An 18,745-nucleotide genomic window follows, 5' to 3' on the forward strand; every position below is an offset into this window, starting at 1 on the left:
GGTACAATTCGAGCCTCCCCACGCTAAACCCTCCGTCTTCGACACCGCCATCAACGATGATTGCGTTGGCGCCGCTCACCGACGCCGCGCATCAACGCGAAAGCTTTCAATCCAAGCGACGGCGCAGCATCGCTAGTGCGCGCAACTACGCCACGCCACCGAGGAACTACCCGGAATATCTGGCGACTCTCCAGCAACTCGAGTCCCGCGCGGGCCACGGCCGCAGCATCCATTGGACGCGGTCCGGCGAACAGAAGCGCCGCCCCAGGGTCGGCAACCCGGTCGGTGACCATTTTCGTACTTACCACGTCAGGGCATAGCGCCCGTGCGTGGATTGGCAATCCCGCATGGTCAAGGTCGCCCTGCAGCGATGTGGTGAACGACAATACGGCCGCTTTGGTTGCTGCGTACATCGCTAATCCAGGGATGGGCGCCAGAGCCGAGAGGGACGCGATGTTGAGGATCGCGCCCCCACCCGCGCCCATAGCGACAACTGCCGCGTGTGAGCCGGCAACGACACCTCGTACATTGACATCGAGGATCGACGCAATCTCGGCATCGCTGTGACTCCAGCTGTTACCCGCGAGTAGGATCCCAGCGTTGTTTACCCACACCGCCAGAGGGCCAGCGGCTAAAGCCTGAGCAGCGACTTCCCGATGACCCGACGGATCTCGTACGTCGTGCGTGGCGCTCCAAGCGCCACCGCCGACCTCGGTGGCAGCGCGCTCCGCTGCGTCGCCATCCACATCCGTGAGCAAAACCTTGTGACCGGCAGCGGCGAGTTGTCTCGCGATCTCCAGACCAATCCCTCGACCTGCTCCTGTGACGACGGCTGTTGATGGTTCTAGCATGACCATCCTTTCCGGCAGTTTGCGTAGGTTTGCCGACTACGGTTCGCCGGGGTTTGTTGAGGATCTCCGAGGCCACTTGGAGGACTGCGTCGATTCCGCCGGCGCCCTGTAAGGGCGATGTGCTCGGCTAAGCACTCAAAAGTCTCGTGGAATGACCTAGATATCATCGGCGACACAACGTAATAGGTAGGCCGTCGACAGGGAACAGGCAGGGACGTATTGTCCCACCGAACGCGGTAGCCGTCATCCAGACTCCAGGTGAATTCCCGCAGCATCTCGTGCAGTATTGCCTTCACCTCCAAGGTGCCGAAGTGCATCCCGATGCGCTTGTGCGCGCCTCCTCCGAACGGAAGCCAGGCGAAGCGGTGGGCCTGATCCTCGCGCCGTGGCGGCTCGAGTCGCGTTGGGTCAAACCGGTCCGGCTCGGTCGACACTGTGGGCGCAAAGTGGTTGACCGCAGGCGTGATGACGACGAGCACTCCGGAGGGGACGTAGTAGCCATCAATTAGGGTGTCGGTCACCGTCTTACGCATAACCAACGGTACCGGTGCAACTAGTCTGAGCGACTCCTTGATGACCAAGTCCATCGCCGTAAGCCCCTCCAGGTCCTCAATGTCCGACAGATCGTCGCCTAGACGGTCAGACTCAGCACGAAGTCGATCCTGCCATTCAGGATTCTTCGCCAAGAAGTACGCCACAGCGGCAGTGGTGATCGTTGACGTGTCATGAGCGGCCATCATCAGAAAGATCATTTGATTTATGCTGTCCGCATCAGTGAAGCGTTCGCCGTCCTGGCGCGCGCCTCACATAGCGCGGCGAGTAAATCACCATTCTGCCCCGAGCGTGCCGCCGGTAAGTTCCGGGCGAAGGCCAACGAGAGGCAATCCCTGATCGCCGATAACTGGCTTCAATCCGCTACCGGTCGGCGGCGCGGCAAGTTCGCGAACCGGCCATCGTCGACTCACTCCTGGATAGCGCGCTCGACGCGCTGCGGGAGGGGATTCAGTAGTACCGACAACAGCCGGTCACGGGACTTGCTTGCCGAACCGGACGGCGATTTGGTCATCGAGTGCCCCCTTGATGTTGTTTCTCGCATTATCGGAAGGATTTCACCCATCGTTTACACCGGTGACCACCCTGTCAACGGCGGTCACAGTTGCCGCTCGAATGTCAGCGACTCCCCGCCGTCCTCGGATACCCGTCACTGAACAGAGCCGCCACTAGTCGACGCTATCGGCCCCGCTTGGGGCATAGGGCATGTCGGCCAGATGGGTGTTGGCCGGCTCGGGTGTCCCCCTGCGCGACGAGTTCGCGGGCGCGGGACGCGACAGGACGTAAGCGCGCCGCTTCGGCCTGCGCGCACGAAGGCGATACAAGAAGGTCGGGCTGGGCCAGTTGGTAGAGATCGACCCCCGCGCCGAGCGATACCAGCTCGTGCACATAGTCCACACGGATCTGTCCAGGCGGCGACTCAACCGGTCGTTGAAGCGCTTCTCCACATCGGCACGGACCTCGATAACACTTCCTGGATGGGCACGGAGAACCTTCATCAACCTGACGATGTGTCGGGCCTGCGATTCGAGCATGTAGACGATGGACCCGGATCCCACGTTGGTGTTGGGCCCGTACATCATGAGGAAATTCGGAAACTCTGGCACCGATAGGCCGTAGTAGGCGTGCGCGCCATCCGCCCACACGTCCGACAATTTCCGGTCCGAGCGGCCGTAGACCTCCATCGGGGAAAGAAACTCGGTGGCACTGAAGCCAGTGCCGTAGATGATCACGTCGGCGGCGTGGAAGTCGCCGTTCACCGTGCGGATTCCGCCAGGTTCTACTGCCCGGATATCGTCGGTGACCAATGAAACGTTGGGACGTGCGAGCGCGGGGTAATAGTCGCTGGAGAACAGAATCCTCTTGCACCCGGGCGCATAGTCCGGCGTCAGGTGGGAACGCAGCCGGGCATCCGACACCTGGCGACCTAGGTGCCGGAGGGCGATGACTCCCAAGACTCGCGCTACTGGCTTCGCGTCGACGAGTGCCAACGCCAAGAACTCGAATATCGTCCAAATCATCAGACGTTCGCTGAGCCGCAGAATGGGCAACTTGCGCAGCAGTTGGTGATGCCGCCCACCGTACTGACGGTCGAATTTGGGCAGCACCCATGGGGCTGACCGTTGGAAAACGTCCAAGTGCTCAGCGCCTGCGGCGACCACCGGGACGAACTGCACCGAACTAGCGCCGGTGCCGACGACCGCAAGCCGCTTGCCGCTGAGATTCAGATCGTGGTCCCAATTCGCGGAATGAAACGACGGGCCCGCGAAGCCCGAGATTCCAGGAATATCAGGAACTGAGGGTCGGGACAGCTGGCCCACGGCCGAAATGACGACATCGCACTCCAATTCCTGACTGGTAGTCGTGGTCAGACGCCATGTGTTCGTGCGCTCATCGAAGGCCGCCTTAGCGATTTCGGTTTTGGTCCGAAGGAGGGACAGCAAACCACTTTCGTCGGCGACGCGGCGAAGGTAGGCGAGGATATCGCCTTGTTCTGCGTAACGCCGACCCCACCTGGGATTCGGCGCCGAGGAGATCGAGTACAACTGCGACGGGACGTCACAGGCCGCCCCTGGGTAGGTGTTCTCCCGCCAGACTCCCCCGACACCATCGCCCTTTTCGACAATGAGGACCCTGTCGAACCCTGCGCGTTTGAGGCGAAGTGCAAGGGTAATTCCGGCGAAGCCAGCGCCGATGATGACGATCGAGGGGTTACCAGGGGGATTGTCCTGGGTTGGTTCACGTTTCACGGGTTTCATCGTTAGCTCATACAACCTTCGTGCTGGGGCGCCTCGTGGTCAAGGCGTGCGCAGGGACGCTGTCAACGGACGGTGGCCGAAGTAGCCAAGAACTCGCCACCGAGCCTGAGGGCCTCACGTGCTTCTGGCAGTAGGCGAAACATCGCCTGGAAGACATGGATCTGGCCGCGGAAAACTTGCAACTGCGAGGAGACCCCTGCAGTTTGCAGACGTTTGGCAAAGACTCTGGAGTCGTCGAGCAACATCTCTCGTCCGCCGACCTGAATCAAAGTTGGTGGCATGTCCGTGAGATCAGCATCGAGCACGCTTATCCTCGGGTCGGCTGGATCGGCGCCCGCCACGTACAGACCAATTGTTCTCGACGCAGAGATGGCGGACGCAAAGGGGTCCCGTCTGCGCAGATCACGGTCCATCGCGAGTTGGCATGTCAAATCCAGCACCGGCGACATCAGCAGCATGGCATCCGGCGTCGGCAGTCGATGTTCCCGAGCGCCAAGCGCCGTCGCCGCAGCAAGCTGGCCGCCTGCGGAATCGCCGGCGAGCGCCACCGTGCCAGAAGACGCGGTGATCGCGCTTCCCTCTGTCAACCATCGATAGGCGATCAGTGCATCATCTGCGGCCGCCGGGAAGGGATATTTCGGGACCAATCGATAGCGCACGGCAAATACCGGCCTGCGGGCGGCCGCGGACAGTTCGCTGATGAGGCCACGGTGGGTCTCGGGAGAGCACATAGAAAATGCGCCGCCGTGTATATAAAGAATCGGCGGAGCATCCGAGGCCACGTTGGCCGCCTTGACCCAGTCGCCTCGCACACGTTCACCGGCGAAGGGCGTGTCTACCTTCTCGACACTGATTGCGCGCCTTGGCCGCGACACCACGAGTGTTCCCCGTAGCACGCGGTCCATGACCGCGAAGCCATGGTCGTTGGCCGGAATCACTTGCGTGAGAGGTCGAAGAACGCCTCGCGCCGTTGCCGCGACCAGGTGGCTCGCCATGCTCGGATTCGGCCTGGCAGGTGAACTCATCCGGCGGTGTCCACCTTCTGTGGGGCAGTGTCCGCCTTTTTCGCCGGTCGCCGTTCGAAACGGTAGTCGGCCAAGTCGAATCGTCGACTGCGCCAGATCGACTCGACCGTCGTCGTGGGACGCAGAGGCACGTCCCCATGCTTGTCGAAGTAATAGCTGTTCGCGCCCGCGCAGCTGTCCTGCCAGAAGACCTGCGTATGCCGCCGTGCCAGCATCTCCGCGAAGAAGCGTTGATTCGCCTCCTCGCGTACCTCGACGTAGTTCGAGTCGGCCGTCCTGGCATGCCGGAGGCAACGGAGAATGTGACCCGCCTGTGCCTCGATGAGTGCGAAGTAGGACGACCCGTTGTATCCGTACGGGCCAAACACTGAGAAATGGTTCGGGAATCCTGGCACGCTGACTCCCTCATATGCCTGGAGTCGGTTCTCGTCCCACCACTGTGCCTGGTCTCGGCCGGCGACACCTCTGAGCGAGTAGGTGGGCATGCTGTCCGATTCCATGACCTTGAATCCCGTTGCCAGGACGAGCACGTCGATCTCGTGTCTGACGCCATCGGCCGTAATTACCGCGGTCTCATCCACCCGGGTGATGGGGTTGGTTTCAAGAAGGACGTTCTCGCGGTTGAACGTCTTCAAATATTCGTTGTGAAAGCTTGGTCGCTTGCAGCCCAGCGCGTAACGCGGCGTCAGCTTCTCCCGAACGACCGGGTCGGTGACCTGCCGACGCATATAGCTGATCGCTGCACGCTCGATCGCCGACGCCAGCGGTATGGCGGTATGGAAGTGCGCTGCGACGGGAAAGGTGAGTTCGACAAAGGCCTGGCTGGCTCCCCGCGCGGCGATCTGCGCTCCGGGTGCGAGCCGGAGAAGAGCACTCAGCGGGCGGGGCACCGCGAAGTCGAATTTCGGCAGACACCATATCGGGGTGCGCTGAAAGACGGTGAGTGTGTCCACGTCCTTGGCTATCGAGGGGATCAGTTGCACCGCCGAGGCGCCCGTCCCGATGACGGCGACCCTCTTTCCGGTGAGGGTCTGCTGGTGGTCCCAGCGCGACGTGTGCATCGTGACCCCGCCGAAGTCCCCGACCCCCGGTATGTCCGGCGATTTTGGTCGCGTGAGAACCCCGGAGGCATTGATGACGAACCTCGCTGTCAGTTCCTCGTCCGTCGAGGTAAACAAACGCCACAATGTCGATTCTTCGTCGAACTCAGCCCTCACAACCGTGACTCCGAAGCGGATGCGCGACGCGAGGCCATATTTTTTCACGCAATGCTTCGCGTAGTTCTTCAGTTCGATCCCCGGCGCATAGGTACGGGACCACGACGGGCGTTTCTCAAAGGAGAATTGGTAACTATATGACGGAATGTCTACTGCAATCCCCGGGTAGGTATTCCAGTACCAGGTTCCACCCACCCCTTGGGCCTCATCAACGATGAGGAAGTCCGAGAAACCTTCCTTCAGCAGCTTGATGCCCACTCCGATCCCGGAGAATCCAGCTCCGATGACCAATATCTCGTGGGTGGGGACCTCGTACGTAGGGGCTCCGGAGGTGGGGGCATTCTCGTCGCCCGCAACATGGACACTCAAGCGTCTTTCCTCACTCTCGAGGCTGCGCGCTTAGGCGGTACCTTCCCGACGCCCACGTCCAGGATGTCGGCTTTGACGTCAGACCGCGTTGGCAGGGCGCCTGCGCTTTTTCGGCCCTGGGCTACCTTGGCCTTGCGGCCCTGGGCAACCTTGGCCACATTCGAGCCGTTTTGGGCGTGTTCGGTTGGGTGGTGCTCAGTTCGTGCGGTTGTCGGGGTCGTTACATAATCACCCATGTCGACCTTGGACAGTGCGCGCTTGAACTGGGTGGCGAAACCGGGGTACATGGTGCCGTTGTATCCGTCATTCGTGAGGTACCAGCTCTTGCAACCCGAATTCCAAGTCGTACTTCCCAACCGCTGCTGTACCTCGCCGTGGTAATTATTTTGCCGATCTTCGCGGACCTCGAGCGTACTGAGATCATTCGCGATGATCGCGCCGATGGCTTTGACGATGTAGTTGATCTCGGCCTCCATGTACACGAGGGCCGAGTTATGGCCGGGCCCTGAATTTGGTCCGAAGGTGAAGAAAAGATTGGGATAGCCTGCGACGGTGACGCTCCGGTACGCATAGGCGCCCTGGGACCACTCGTCGGAGAGCTCACGACCATGCGCGCCTCGGATGGGAAAAGGTGTGCCAGCCTTGCATACATCGAAGCCGGTGGCGAAGACGATGCAGTCCAGTTCGTGTTCGATGCCATCTGCGGTCCGTATGCCATTCGGCGACAGGGTCGCGATCGGCCATGAGACGAGCTTGCAGTTGTCGCGCTGAAGAGCGGGGTAGTAATCGCTGCTCATCAGCATCCGTTTGCAGCCGGCACGGAAGTTCGGCGTCAGCTGGCGCCTGAGCCAAGTATCCGATACCTGCCTCCGCAAATTCGCCTTCGCCAGTAGCTGGATGCCAGTGGTGACCGGGGTATCCCAGACCATGCCGACGGCCATGAGCTCGTGGCCCCAAAACCACGCCTGCCGTCCGACGTTCTGCACGCGAGGCAAGCGACGAAACGCCGTCCGCACCCACTGCGGATGGGAGAAGTCGGGCCGAGGGAGGACCCAGCCGGGGGTGCGTTGGAAGACCTTGACCGACCGCGCAGTCTTCACCAGTTCGGGAATGATCTGAACAGCGCTGGCTCCGGTGCCGATCACGGCGACACGTTTGTCGCTCATGTCGTAGTCGTGATCCCAACGCGCACTGTGGATCTTGTGACCATCGAAGGTGTCCAGTCCGCGGATGTCCGGCAGGCTCGCATTCGCCAGCGGCCCACTGGCCATCACTGCGGTGCGCGCCGTGAACTGCGAGCCGTCAGCTGTCTGCGCCGTCCACAGTGCGCTTTCCTCGTCGAACTCCAGACCGGTGACGTTCACTCCGAACCGGATGAAACGCGACAGCGAGTACTTGTCGACCATCGTCTTGATGTAGCCGAGGATCTCGGCGCTGCCCGAATACGCGCGGGACCAGTCCGGATTTTGCTCGAACCCGTAGGAATAGAGCAGCGACGGGATGTCGCACGCCGCGCCGGGATAGGTGTTGTCCCGCCAGGTACCACCCACCTCGTCGGCACGTTCAAGGACAACGAAATCGTCGATACCCTGTTGTAGCAACCGGATTGCGGTTCCCAGGCCGGCGAAACCCGCACCGACGATCAAGACGGTCGTGGTGTCGCTCATCTGGCCACCGGTTCGTAGGTCAGCTCTTCTGTCCACGTCGGTGACTTACCGAGCACCTCGGTGGGGAAGTGGTCGATCGCGGTACCCAGCCGCTGCGAAATGAAATGCAATGGCTGAGAACGCTTGATGCTGGCGGACATGTGAGCCTTCAAGATGTGGTAGCCCGGAACGCGGCGCGTGAACTCACTACGATCTCCGACGTTCTCGTACCGCATCACCGCGTTGTAGAGCTTCTCCTCCGACAATCCCATGGCGTTGAGATTGGTCAACATCCTGGTGAGCAACGGCACGTAGAGGACGCCGCCGAGAAGGATTCTCGGGTCGATGAGCGCCCCCATCGTCTGAGTCGCATGAATGCGCATGGGGCTGGCGCCGAGGTCGTTCAGAACCTGGAATCCCACTGCCAAGTGCCGCGATTCGTCGTTGTTGACCTTGTTGAAGACCTCGGCGCAGAGCGGATCCTGCACCTCGTCGAGAAGGAACTTGAGCAATGCTCCGTCGAGCGCAGTCTCCAAGGCTGGGATCGCCGCTCCGATCACCGTCAGCGGGAGGGCCTCGGCGTATCGGTCGATCCACTCGATGACCAGTCGAATATTCTTGTTCGGCACCGGGATTTCCCCTTCCTCGAGCATCCCCCACCGCTGCATGAGCGCCAGCTCCGCGTTGGCGTGCCGCTGCTCCTCGGCATGGAAATACCGGTAGATGTCACCTAGAGCCTCGAACGGCGCTTTCGGCGCCATGGCGGCGAACGCGCGTGCACCGACGTGTTCTATCCACACCACGTCAGCCATGAACTGCTTCAGTTCGGGCCGCTGCTCATCAGTGATTTTATCGGCGCCCGGCGCATCCCAATCGATGTCGGCCAGCGCCCACTGCCGATTCTTGATCGTCTCGAGCATATCGCTGTATTTGAATGCCATTGGAGTCTCCTTTGTCTTTGTCTGGAATGACTTAGCGCGCGATTCGCTCAACCAAACCGAGCGCACGGGTATACGTGGCAGGCACTGCCCGCTTAAATAACCAGAGAATCTTCGCGTCGACTTGGGGTAGGACGTGCAACTGACCGCGATCGTTCGCGTCCAACGTTTTGCGCGCCACCGATTCCGCCGACACGCCGGTCCACTTCATCAAATTCGTTGCCAGCTTGGCGGCCGACTCCTCAATACCAGGGTTATCGACGATGTTGGTCTTGACAAATGTCGGGCACAGTACAGTCACCGCCACACCAGTACCACTCAGCTCGGCCGCCAAAGTCTCGGATAGCGAGAGCACGCCGGCCTTGCTGACGTTATAGGCACCCATCCGGGGCGCTGCTCCAAAACTTGCAGCCGATGCGACGTTGATAATTCCCCCGCTGCCCTTCGCACGAAGTCGCGGTACGAAGATCTCGCAGCCGTAAATCACTCCCCACAAGTTGACTGAAAGTGTCGCTTCCCAGTCCCGCTTGGGCGTCGCGCCGATGACATTGCCACCGATTCCGATGCCCGCGTTGTTGATCACCAGGCTGGCTGCCGCGCCGAACCACTTCTCGGCGCTGTCGGCGAGTTCGCGGACCTGCTCTTCGTCCGTGACATCGCATGCGATGTCGAGCCCCTCGCCGCCGGCTTGGACGACGAGCCCGACCGTCTCCTTGGCACGCACCGGGTCGATGTCGGCACACACCACTCGTCCACCTCTACGGGCGAGCTCCACCGCGAAGGCACGGCCAATTCCGCTGCCCGCTCCCGTTACGACCGCGTTGGCGCGGCGGCTCAGGCGAGGCGGTCTGTCCCACCTCAAGATATCCATCACTACTGAATCCTTTGCAGATTACGGCGACGCCTGACCTGTGAGACAAGCCGGCCTGCAGCCATCTGGTGGCGGCGAACACAATTGTGGTCGCCTGCCACCAGTTTGATGCGGCGCTCCTGCCTTTGTCAAGATGTATTCGTGCGGACAAAGGCAGCAAGGTGGGGCGGGCGTACTGGCGCCGAACGACGGGCTGACCGGCGGCGGCGCCTAGTGAACGCGGCGACGGAGATCTGGACGGAAAGCGGATGGGCTGCCGTGACAATGCGTGGGGTCTGCTCCAGAGCCGCGCTGAACGACCGATATTTCTACGAGGAGTTCAAGACGCGCGATGAGTTGCTCGTAGCAGCGTGGGACAACGTGCGGGACGAGATGCTCGGCGAGGTTTCGGCAACATTTGCCGAACGCGTCGGTCAACCACCGATCGAAACCATTCGCGCCGCAATCTCGATCGTTGTTCTCCGCATCGCGCAGGATGCCGGGCGAGCACAGATCCTGCTGACACAGCACGTCGGCAGTTCAACATTGCAAGATCGCCGAGCGGTGGCCTTGCAGGAAGCAACCCAGCTCGTCATGGCCGCCAGCAAGCCGCATCTGAAGCCTGACGCAGACGAAATGGCTCTGCGTATGGACACGTTTGTAGCGGTCGGCGGCTTCGTCGAACTGATCAGCGCTTGGCACGCAGGACTACTGGTCGATGTAAGTCAGGTCGACATCGTCGAACATACGAGTAGACTTGCTGAGACGCTGGCTCGCCGCTACGTGGTTGATAAGTTTGGCTAGCTGGTACTCCGGAGGCAATTTCCCGGTGGCGGAGGCTGCATTGGCCGCAGGGGTCGTGACACACCGTTGACTTACCTTAGAAACGGTGGAAGGTCCGTCTCGTCGACCTGCCAAGCCGACGCTCCTGCTGTCGAATGGCGGCTTCACTCAGAGGCCAATCTGCTTGGCGATGATCTCCTTCATGATTTCGGTGGTGCCGCCCCCGATACCCAGGATGCGCGAATCGCGATAGTGCCTTTCGACCTCGGTCTCGCGTAGGTAGCCCATGCCACCGTATAGTTGGACGGCCGTGTCAACGGCGAGCGCGCAGGCCTCTACGGCTTGGTTCTTGGCCATCGAGACCATCCGCACGTCGGTGTCTCCGGCGACGATGCGGTCCACAGCGGCACGGGTGTACGTACGGGCGACGTCGACGGCCGTCGCGATATCGACGATCTTGTGCCGCACCACCTGTCGGGTGGATAGCGGTCGACCGAAGGTTTCGCGCTTCTTCACCCAATCCAGCGTCAGGTCGAGGCAGCGCTGGGCCGTGGCGTAGCACTGGACGGCGATGAAAGCACGTTCGACCTGGAACTGTTGCATGATCTGCAGGAATCCGCTGCCTTCGGGGCCAACCAGATTGACCACCGGCACGCGCACGTCGGTGAATCCGAGTTCGGCGGTATCGGAGCACAGCCAGCCCATCTTCTTCAGTGCCCGCGAGACCAAGAAACCCGTGGCGCCACGCTCCACCACGAGCAGAGAAATCCCCGACGGGCCCGGGCCGCCGGTACGCACGGCGGTGGTCACGAAATCGGCGCGGACACCCGAGGTGATGAACAGCTTCGCACCGTTGACCACGTAGTGGTCGCCGTCGCGCCGTGCGGTAGTGCGGATGCCGGCGACGTCAGAACCGGTGTCGGGTTCGGTGATGCCAAGGCTGCCGATCTTCTCCCCGGCCAGGGTCGGCGCCACGAAGCTGCGGATCTGCTCGGGATCGCCCTGCGCGGCCATATGGGGCACTGCGATGTGATGCGTAAGTAGGCTGGCCAGTAAGCCCGACGAGCCGCCGGCCTCCATCACGGCCTCGGTGAGCAGCACCAGGTCGCGCAGGTCACCGCCGGAGCCACCGATCTCTTCGGCGAACCCGATGCCCAGCAACCCCGCTGCGGCTGCGCGGCGGTGGAGTTCTCTAGGGAGCTCTCCGGCGTCCTCCCAGTCTTGCAGGTGAGGAACGATCTCCTTCTGGGTGAACGACATCGCGAGGTTGCGCAACGAGATGCGCTCGGGCGTCATCCACGGGTCGGCTGCGGCCGCCTCCGCTTCCCGCTGATCCGGCTGTTTCATGTGAGTTGCTCCTGCTGTGATCACTCGGGGACGGCACGATTGCCACGTCGACCCCATTGTCGTCGAATGTTAATGACCGATAACGTAGCGTGTCAGGAGATCGACGTTGATGTCACCTGGAGGAAAGTTGATTGACGTCCTGCCCGACCGGGTCGACACCCGCGCGCCGGTATACCTCGAGAATCGCGAGGGACTCATCGCGCAGCTCCATGCGCTCGCCGAACAGCTGGCGCTGGCCAACGGTGGCGGCGGCGAGAAGTACGTCGCCCGGCACCGTAGCCGCGGCAAGATGCTGGCTCGGGAGCGCGTCGAGCTGCTCATCGACCCCGACACGGCCTTCCTGGAACTCTGTCCGTTCGCGGCGTGGGGCACGAAGTTTCCGGTGGGCGGCAGCGTTGTGGTCGGCATCGGCATCGTCGAAGGCGTCGAGTCGATGATCATCGCGCACGACCCGACCGTGCGCGGCGGAGCCTCGAACCCCTACACCTTCCGAAAAGTGTTCCGGGGCATGGCAGTCGCCCGCGAGAACCGGCTGCCCATCATCAACGTCGTCGAGTCGGGCGGGGCGGACCTGCCCACGCAGGCCGAGATCTTCGTGCCCGGGGGCCAGCTATTCAACGACCTCACCCAGCACAGCGCGCAGGGCCTGCCGACACTGGCGCTGGTATTCGGTAACTCGACGGCAGGCGGCGCGTACATCCCCGGCATGTGTGATTACGTGGTGATGGTCCGCAACCGGTCCAAGGTCTTCCTCGGTGGTCCGCCGCTGGTGAAGATGGCGACCGGCGAAGTGTCCGACGACGAGTCGCTCGGCGGCGCCGACATGCACGCCCGCACCTCCGGGCTGGCCGACTACATGGCCGAGGACGAGCAGGACGCCATCCGGATCGGGCGGCGCATCATGGCCAGACTGAACTGGCGCAAGCTCGGGCCCGGCCCGACACAGCCACCGACCCCCCCGCTGCGAGACCCCGACCAACTCCTCGGGATCGCTTCGGTGGACCCGAAGGTTCCCTTCGACCCACGTGATGTCATCGCCCGAATCGTGGACGGGTCCGCCTTCGACGAGTTCAAGCCGCTATACGGCACCTCGCTGGTCACCGGTTGGGCCTCGATCCACGGATACCCGGTAGGGATCCTTGCCAACGCGCGCGGAATCCTGTTCAGCGAGGAGGCGGAGAAGGCCGCCCAGTTTATTCAGCTGGCGAACCAGATCGACACGCCACTGGTGTTTCTGCAGAACACCACCGGCTACATGGTCGGCGCGGAGTACGAGCAGGGTGGCATCATCAAGGACGGCGCGAAGATGATCAACGCCGTCTCCAACAGCGCTGTCCCACACCTGACGATCGTGATGGGCGCGTCCTACGGTGCGGGCAATTACGGGATGTGCGGGCGGTCCTACTTTCCCCGCTTCCTGTTCACCTGGCCCAACTCGCGTTCGGCCGTCATGGGCCCGGCCCAGCTCGCGGGCGTGCTGTCGATCGTGGCCCGCGAGTCGGCCGCCGACCGGGGGCTCCCGTTCGACGAGGAGGCCGACGCCCAGATGCGCGCTGCCGTCGAGGGCCAGATCGAGCGTGAGTCGTTGGCGCTGGCCAACAGCGGCAGGCTCTACGACGACGGGATCATCGACCCGCGCGACACCCGTACCGTTCTCGGGTTCTGCCTTTCCGTGGTCCACAACAGCGAGATCCGTGGCCAGCGTGGCTACGGCGTGTTCCGGATGTGATGGCGATGCCCGTGATCAAGAAGCTGCTGGTGGCCAACCGGGGAGAGATCGCCCGACGCGTGTTTCGCACCTGTCGCGAACTCGGCATCGCGACCGTCGCCGTGTACTCCGACGCCGACGCCGACGCCTGGCACGTGGACGATGCCGACGAGGCCGTCCGGCTACCGGGTTCCTCGCCGGCGGAGACCTACCTCGACGGTGACCGGGTGATCGCCGCCGCCCTCCTCACCGGCGCCGACGCCGTGCATCCCGGCTACGGCTTCATGTCGGAGAACGCCGGCTTCGCGCGGGCCTGCGCCGACGCCGGGCTCGTGTTCGTCGGCCCGCCGCCGGATGCCATCGACGCGATGGGTTCCAAGCTGACGGCCAAGGCGATGATGGCCGATGCGGGCGTGCCGGTTCTCCCGGGCGGCGACGCGACCGGCCTGGACCCCGACAAGCTGCGCAAGCTCGGCGCCGAGATCGGCTACCCGCTGCTGGTCAAGGCGAGCGCGGGTGGCGGCGGGCGCGGCATGCGGGTTGTCGAGTCGGCCGACGACCTCGACGGAGCCGTGGCCTCGGCCTCGCGCGAGGCGATGTCGGCGTTCTCGGACGGCACGGTGTTCCTCGAGCGGTACGTGCAGCGTCCCCGCCACGTTGAGATCCAGCTGTTGGCCGACATGCACGGCACGGTTGTCTCGCTGTTCGAGCGGGAGTGCTCGGTGCAGCGCCGCCACCAAAAGGTCATCGAGGAGGCGCCCTCGCCCGTCGTCGACGACGACCTGCGCGCCCGGATGGGCGCGGCGGCGGTCGCGGCGGCACAGGCCGTGGGTTACGTCGGGGCCGGAACGGTCGAGTTCGTCCTCGACGCGAACGGCGGCGATGACGACGGGACGTTCGCCTTCCTGGAGATGAACACCCGGCTGCAGGTCGAGCACCCGGTCACCGAACTCGTCACCGGGCTCGACCTCGTGCGCCTGCAGTTGCTGGTGGCGATGGGTCGGCCACTGCCTGCCGAGGTGAGCAAGCCGCGGATCACCGGCCACGCGGTCGAGGCCCGGCTCTACGCCGAGGACCCCACGAAGGGCTACCTGCCGCAGACCGGAACGCTGCGCACGATGCAGATCCCCGACCACGTCGGGGTCCGGGTGGACTCCGGCGTGCGCGACGGCTCGGTGGTCAGCCACCACTATGACGCCATGCTGGCCAAGGTGATCGCCTGGGCGCCCACCCGCGCCGAGGCGCTCGGCGCGCTGTCCGCCGCGCTCGCCGGCGCCCGGATCCACGGACTCACCACCAACCGGGATCTGCTGGTTCGCGTTCTGCGCCACGACGAGTTCGCCGGACGCGGCACCGACACCGGGTTCCTCGACCGCCACGACGTGGCCGACCTCGGCGCAGCCCTCATCGACCGCGACGGGGAGGGCTTGCACGCCATCGCGGCCACACTCGCCCAGGTCGCGGGACGCCGCGCGGCGGCCCCCGTCCAGCCGACGCTGCCTGCCGGGTGGCGCAACAACCCGTCCCAACTGCAGTCCACCGGATGGCTGACCGCCGACGGCCGCGAGCGTCGGGTGGGCTATGCGCTGCTCCGCGACGGCGTCGAGGTCGAAGTCGACGGCAAACCGGTCGAGGACGTCAGGGTGCTCGTGCAGCGGCCGGACCGGGTGGTCCTGGAGACCGGCGGGGTACGGCGCGGCTACGACGTCGTCCTCGACGGCGACATCGCCTACGTTGACAGCCCTGCCGGGTCCACTGCGTTCACCCAGGTACCGCGGTTCCTGGACCCCAGCACGCTCAAGCCGGCGGGCTCGCTGACGGCGCCTATGCCGGGTTCGGTGATCCGGCTGCCCGTCGCCGCGGGCGACGTCGTGACGGCCGGGCAGGCCTTGGTCGTGGTGGAGGCGATGAAGATGGAACACACCATCGCCAGCCCGATCGACGGGATCGTCGCCGAACTCTCGGTCGAGGTGGGTCAGCAGGTGTCCACCGGCGATGCCCTCGCGGTGGTCGGAGCGGCCGACAGTGCAGACGAGGATTGAGCACCATCAGACCCGTCACCGGCCCCGGTGGCGGGTGACTTCGAAGTAGGAGAGCGGTATGGAACTGCACGAGACCGAGGAACGGCGAGCGCTGCGCAAGGCCGTGTCCGAGATCGCCAAGGACTTCGGGCACGACTACTACGTGGCCAAGTCGCTCGGCGGGGAGAAGAGTTCGGAACTCTGGCAGGCCGTGGGCAAGCAGGGGTTCCTCGGGGTCAACATCGCCGAGCAGTACGGCGGCGGTGGCGGCGGCATCTACGACATGCAGATCGTCGGTGAGGAACTGGCCGCGGCCGGCTGCCCGCTGCTGATGACGGTGGTCTCCCCCACCATCTGCGGCACGATCATCGAGGCTTTCGGCAGCGACGAGCTAAAGGCGCGCTGGCTGCCGGGCATCGCCAGCGGCGAGATCATCATGGCGTTCGCGATCACCGAGCCGGATGCGGGCTCGAACTCTCACAACATCTCCACCCACGCCAAGCGCGTCGGTGGGGATTGGGTGCTCAACGGCACCAAGTACTACATTTCCGGCGTCGACGAGGCGGAGGCCATCCTGGTCGTCACCCGCACCGCGACCGACGACCGCGGCCGCGGACGGCTGAGCCTGCTGGTGGTCCCGACCGACGCGCCCGGGTTGACCAAGACCCTCATCCCGGTGCAGGCGGTGACACCGGAGAAGCAGTTCACGCTGTTCTTCGACGACGTGCGGGTGCCGGCCGAGAACCTGATCGGCGCGGAAAACGACGGTCTGCGTCAGGTGTTCATGGGCCTCAACCCCGAACGCATCATGGGCGCCGCCCTGGGCAACGGCATCGGCCGCTACGCGCTGGACAAGGCGTCGGCCTACGCGCGCGAGCGCAAGGTCTGGGACGTGCCGATCGGAGCCCACCAGGGCCTGTCCCACCCGCTTGCGCACGCCAAGATCCAGCTGGAGCTGGCCCGGCTGATGACCCAGCGGGCGGCCTCACTGCACGACGCCGGCGACCCCGGTTCCGCGGAGGCGTCGAACATGGCCAAATACGCTGCGGCGGAGGCCGGCATCCTGGCCCTCGACCAGGCGATCCAGACCCACGGCGGCAACGGGTTGGCCACCGAGTACGGGCTGGCCACTCTCTGGGGCCCGGTGCGGCTGATGCGCACCGCGCCGATCAGCCGAGAGATGATCCTCAACTATGTGGCTCAGCACAGCCTGAACCTGCCCCGCTCATACTGAGCATCCTTCATCCGTTCGTGTCCGCTTCGGTCTACAAGACGGACGGTGGTGATCGGTCGCCCGCCGGGGCCGGGTCCTGCCTTACCGAGCATTTGTCAACCAAAACTGCCGAGGAGGCAAATCAACATGGATCGCGGTATCGGTCAGTGGGTCACCAAACGGGCCTTCCTCAACGGGCAGCGCACGGCGTTCGTCTGCGGTGACACCAGCTTCACGTACTCCGACTTCGATCGGCGCACCAACCAGGTCGCTTCGAACCTGTTGCGTCTCGGCGTCCGCAAGGGGGACCGGGTGGCCATACTGCTGGTGAACTCGGTCGAGTTCATGGAGGTCCTCCTCGGCTGCGCGAAGATCGGCGCCATCACCATCCCGATCAACGTCCGACTCGCAGGCCCGGAGATCGGCTACATCCTCGCCGACTCCGGCGCCGACGTGTTCGTGTTCCACGAGCCGCTCGCGGCGGCGGCGGTCAGCGCGCTGGCCGAGCCGGGGGTCCGGGTCCGCCACACGGTCCGGGCCGGGGGCGCCCCGGCCGACGGCGAGATCGCCTACCCAGACCTGCTCTCCGGCGGCGCCCCCGAGCCTCTCGACAGCGACGTCGAGGGCCGCGACGCCGCGTTCATCATGTACACCTCGGGCACCACCGGCCGCCCGAAGGGCGCCATCCTCACCCACGACAACCTACTGTGGAACGCCATCAACGTGCTGGGCGCCGAACAAGGCCTGACCGGCAGCGACGTGACTGTTGCAGTCGCCCCCATGTTCCACATCGGCGGGCTCGGGGTACATACGCTGCCATTGCTCTACGTCGGCGGGACCAGCGTGATCCTCCCGTCGTTCAACCCGGTGAGCACGCTCAAGGCGATGGCCGAAAGCCGCGCCACCGTCCAGTTCATGGTGCCGGCGATGTGGTCGGCGCTGACCCAGGTGCCCGACTTCGACTCCTACGATCTCTCCGCGTTGCGTCTGGCCATGGGCGGCGGCGCACCGATGCCGCTGACTGTCATCGACTTCATGCAGCAACGTGGCGTCCCCTTCACCGAGGGATTTGGGATGACCGAGACTGCACCCATGGTCTCGGTCTTGGACGCCGCCAACATCACGACGCGGGCCGGATCAATCGGCCGGGTCGCCATGCACGTCGATGCCCGCATCGTGGACGCCGACGACCGGGACGTCCCGGCCGACACCGTCGGCGAACTCCTGGTGCGCGGACCCAACGTGTTCGTCGGGTACTGGATGAAGCCGGCGACCACCGCCGAGGCCTTCCGGGGCGGCTGGTTCCACACCGGCGACCTCGGCCGGATCGACGCCGACGGCTACATCACGCTCGTCGACCGCAAGAAGGACATGATCATCTCGGGCGGGGAAAATGTCTACCCCATCGAGGTCGAGCAGGTGCTGTTCCGTCACCCCGGTGTGCTCGACGCCGCGGTGGTCGGCGGTCCGGACGACAAGTGGGGTGAGCGCGTCGTCGCGGTGGTGGTGGCCGACCCAGCCGCCGAGCAGGAACCCAGCGCCGACGAACTGATCGCCTGGTGCCGCGAACGGCTGGCGCATTTCAAGTGCCCCCGCGAAGTGCACCTCCTTCCCGAGCTGCCCCGCAACGCCACCGGCAAGCTCCTCAAGACCGAGCTGCGCAAGCGATTCACCGGCGTCGAGGGCGGCGTCGTCCAGCGCTGAGGCACGACACCGGAGGCGGAGCGCGGGTTTGGGAAGTGTTGTCACGACGAGTAGCCACGGTCGCCGCTGCAAATAGCTGAAGATGTTAATCGTCGCTAACGTCTAGCGCGTGGCAAGACCACGCGCGCCACTTGTCGGATGTTCTTATCCTCGATCCACCGATGAATTGGCTGGTCGTGGGGTGTCGGAATGAGGAAAGTGCCCTCTGAGCTGCGATGATGAGTGTTCTCTACGCACTTATCGGCACAACTCGGAAAGGCACT

At 64.0% G+C, this 18,745-nt stretch carries 13 protein-coding genes and 1 pseudogene; 5 read left to right on the top strand and 9 right to left on the bottom strand.

Annotated elements, in window-relative coordinates; all coding sequences use genetic code 11:
• Positions 1-50: 50 nt before the first annotated feature.
• The 8 genes and pseudogenes from Q2100_RS03590 to Q2100_RS03625 form a co-directional block, all read right to left on the bottom strand.
• Complete coding sequence (locus tag Q2100_RS03590) at positions 51-851, bottom strand: SDR family NAD(P)-dependent oxidoreductase (protein WP_109558230.1); 801 nt, start codon at positions 849-851, stop codon at positions 51-53.
• A 163-nt stretch (positions 852-1,014) separates the two neighbouring features.
• A pseudogene (locus tag Q2100_RS03595) lies at positions 1,015-1,719 on the bottom strand (cytochrome P450); the annotation flags it as partial.
• Between the two features lie 352 nt (positions 1,720-2,071).
• On the bottom strand, positions 2,072-3,661 hold the full coding sequence (locus tag Q2100_RS03600) for a flavin-containing monooxygenase (RefSeq protein WP_068001988.1): 1,590 nt from the start codon (positions 3,659-3,661) through the stop codon (positions 2,072-2,074).
• A 62-nt stretch (positions 3,662-3,723) separates the two neighbouring features.
• Positions 3,724-4,686, bottom strand: coding sequence for an alpha/beta hydrolase (locus tag Q2100_RS03605; protein WP_067992185.1), 963 nt, complete (start codon positions 4,684-4,686; stop codon positions 3,724-3,726).
• A complete protein-coding gene (locus Q2100_RS03610) occupies positions 4,683-6,197 on the bottom strand; it encodes a flavin-containing monooxygenase (protein ID WP_041800854.1) in 1,515 nt (504 codons plus the stop codon). The genes Q2100_RS03605 and Q2100_RS03610 overlap by 4 nt, the downstream gene beginning before the upstream one ends.
• A 71-nt stretch (positions 6,198-6,268) precedes the next feature.
• A complete protein-coding gene (locus Q2100_RS03615; protein ID WP_011895450.1) occupies positions 6,269-7,939 on the bottom strand; it encodes a flavin-containing monooxygenase in 1,671 nt (556 codons plus the stop codon).
• The gene (locus tag Q2100_RS03620) at positions 7,936-8,859 is read right to left on the bottom strand and encodes a hypothetical protein (protein WP_011895451.1); all 924 of its coding nucleotides are present in this window, start codon (positions 8,857-8,859) and stop codon (positions 7,936-7,938) included. The genes Q2100_RS03615 and Q2100_RS03620 overlap by 4 nt, the downstream gene beginning before the upstream one ends.
• 31 nt (positions 8,860-8,890) lie before the next feature.
• Positions 8,891-9,727, bottom strand: coding sequence for an SDR family NAD(P)-dependent oxidoreductase (locus tag Q2100_RS03625; RefSeq protein WP_011895452.1), 837 nt, complete (start codon positions 9,725-9,727; stop codon positions 8,891-8,893).
• A gap of 108 nt (positions 9,728-9,835) precedes the next feature.
• Between Q2100_RS03625 and Q2100_RS03630 the strand changes: the two genes are divergently transcribed.
• A complete protein-coding gene (locus Q2100_RS03630) occupies positions 9,836-10,510 on the top strand; it encodes a TetR/AcrR family transcriptional regulator (protein ID WP_011895453.1) in 675 nt (224 codons plus the stop codon).
• Positions 10,511-10,657: 147 nt separating this feature from the next.
• Here Q2100_RS03630 and Q2100_RS03635 read toward each other — a convergent pair whose 3' ends face one another.
• A complete protein-coding gene (locus Q2100_RS03635; protein WP_370492758.1) occupies positions 10,658-11,857 on the bottom strand; it encodes an acyl-CoA dehydrogenase family protein in 1,200 nt (399 codons plus the stop codon).
• A gap of 106 nt (positions 11,858-11,963) precedes the next feature.
• Here Q2100_RS03635 and Q2100_RS03640 point away from each other — a divergent pair, with 106 nt between their 5' ends.
• The 4 genes from Q2100_RS03640 to Q2100_RS03655 all read left to right on the top strand — a co-directional run bounded on the left by Q2100_RS03640 (position 11,964) and on the right by Q2100_RS03655 (position 18,482).
• Positions 11,964-13,565: an acyl-CoA carboxylase subunit beta gene (locus Q2100_RS03640; RefSeq protein WP_067992181.1), complete on the top strand. Its 1,602-nt coding sequence runs from the start codon at positions 11,964-11,966 to the stop codon at positions 13,563-13,565.
• Positions 13,566-13,570: 5 nt separating this feature from the next.
• A complete protein-coding gene (locus Q2100_RS03645) occupies positions 13,571-15,586 on the top strand; it encodes an acetyl/propionyl/methylcrotonyl-CoA carboxylase subunit alpha (protein ID WP_172527842.1) in 2,016 nt (671 codons plus the stop codon).
• Between the two features lie 58 nt (positions 15,587-15,644).
• A complete protein-coding gene (locus Q2100_RS03650) occupies positions 15,645-16,799 on the top strand; it encodes an acyl-CoA dehydrogenase family protein (RefSeq protein WP_067992172.1) in 1,155 nt (384 codons plus the stop codon).
• A 126-nt stretch (positions 16,800-16,925) separates the two neighbouring features.
• Positions 16,926-18,482: an acyl-CoA synthetase gene (locus Q2100_RS03655; RefSeq protein ID WP_067992169.1), complete on the top strand. Its 1,557-nt coding sequence runs from the start codon at positions 16,926-16,928 to the stop codon at positions 18,480-18,482.
• Positions 18,483-18,745: the final 263 nt, after the last annotated feature.

The sequence above is a fragment of the Mycolicibacterium arseniciresistens genome (assembly GCF_030519285.1).
GTDB classification, from domain to species: Bacteria; Actinomycetota; Actinomycetes; order Mycobacteriales; family Mycobacteriaceae; genus Mycobacterium; species Mycobacterium arseniciresistens.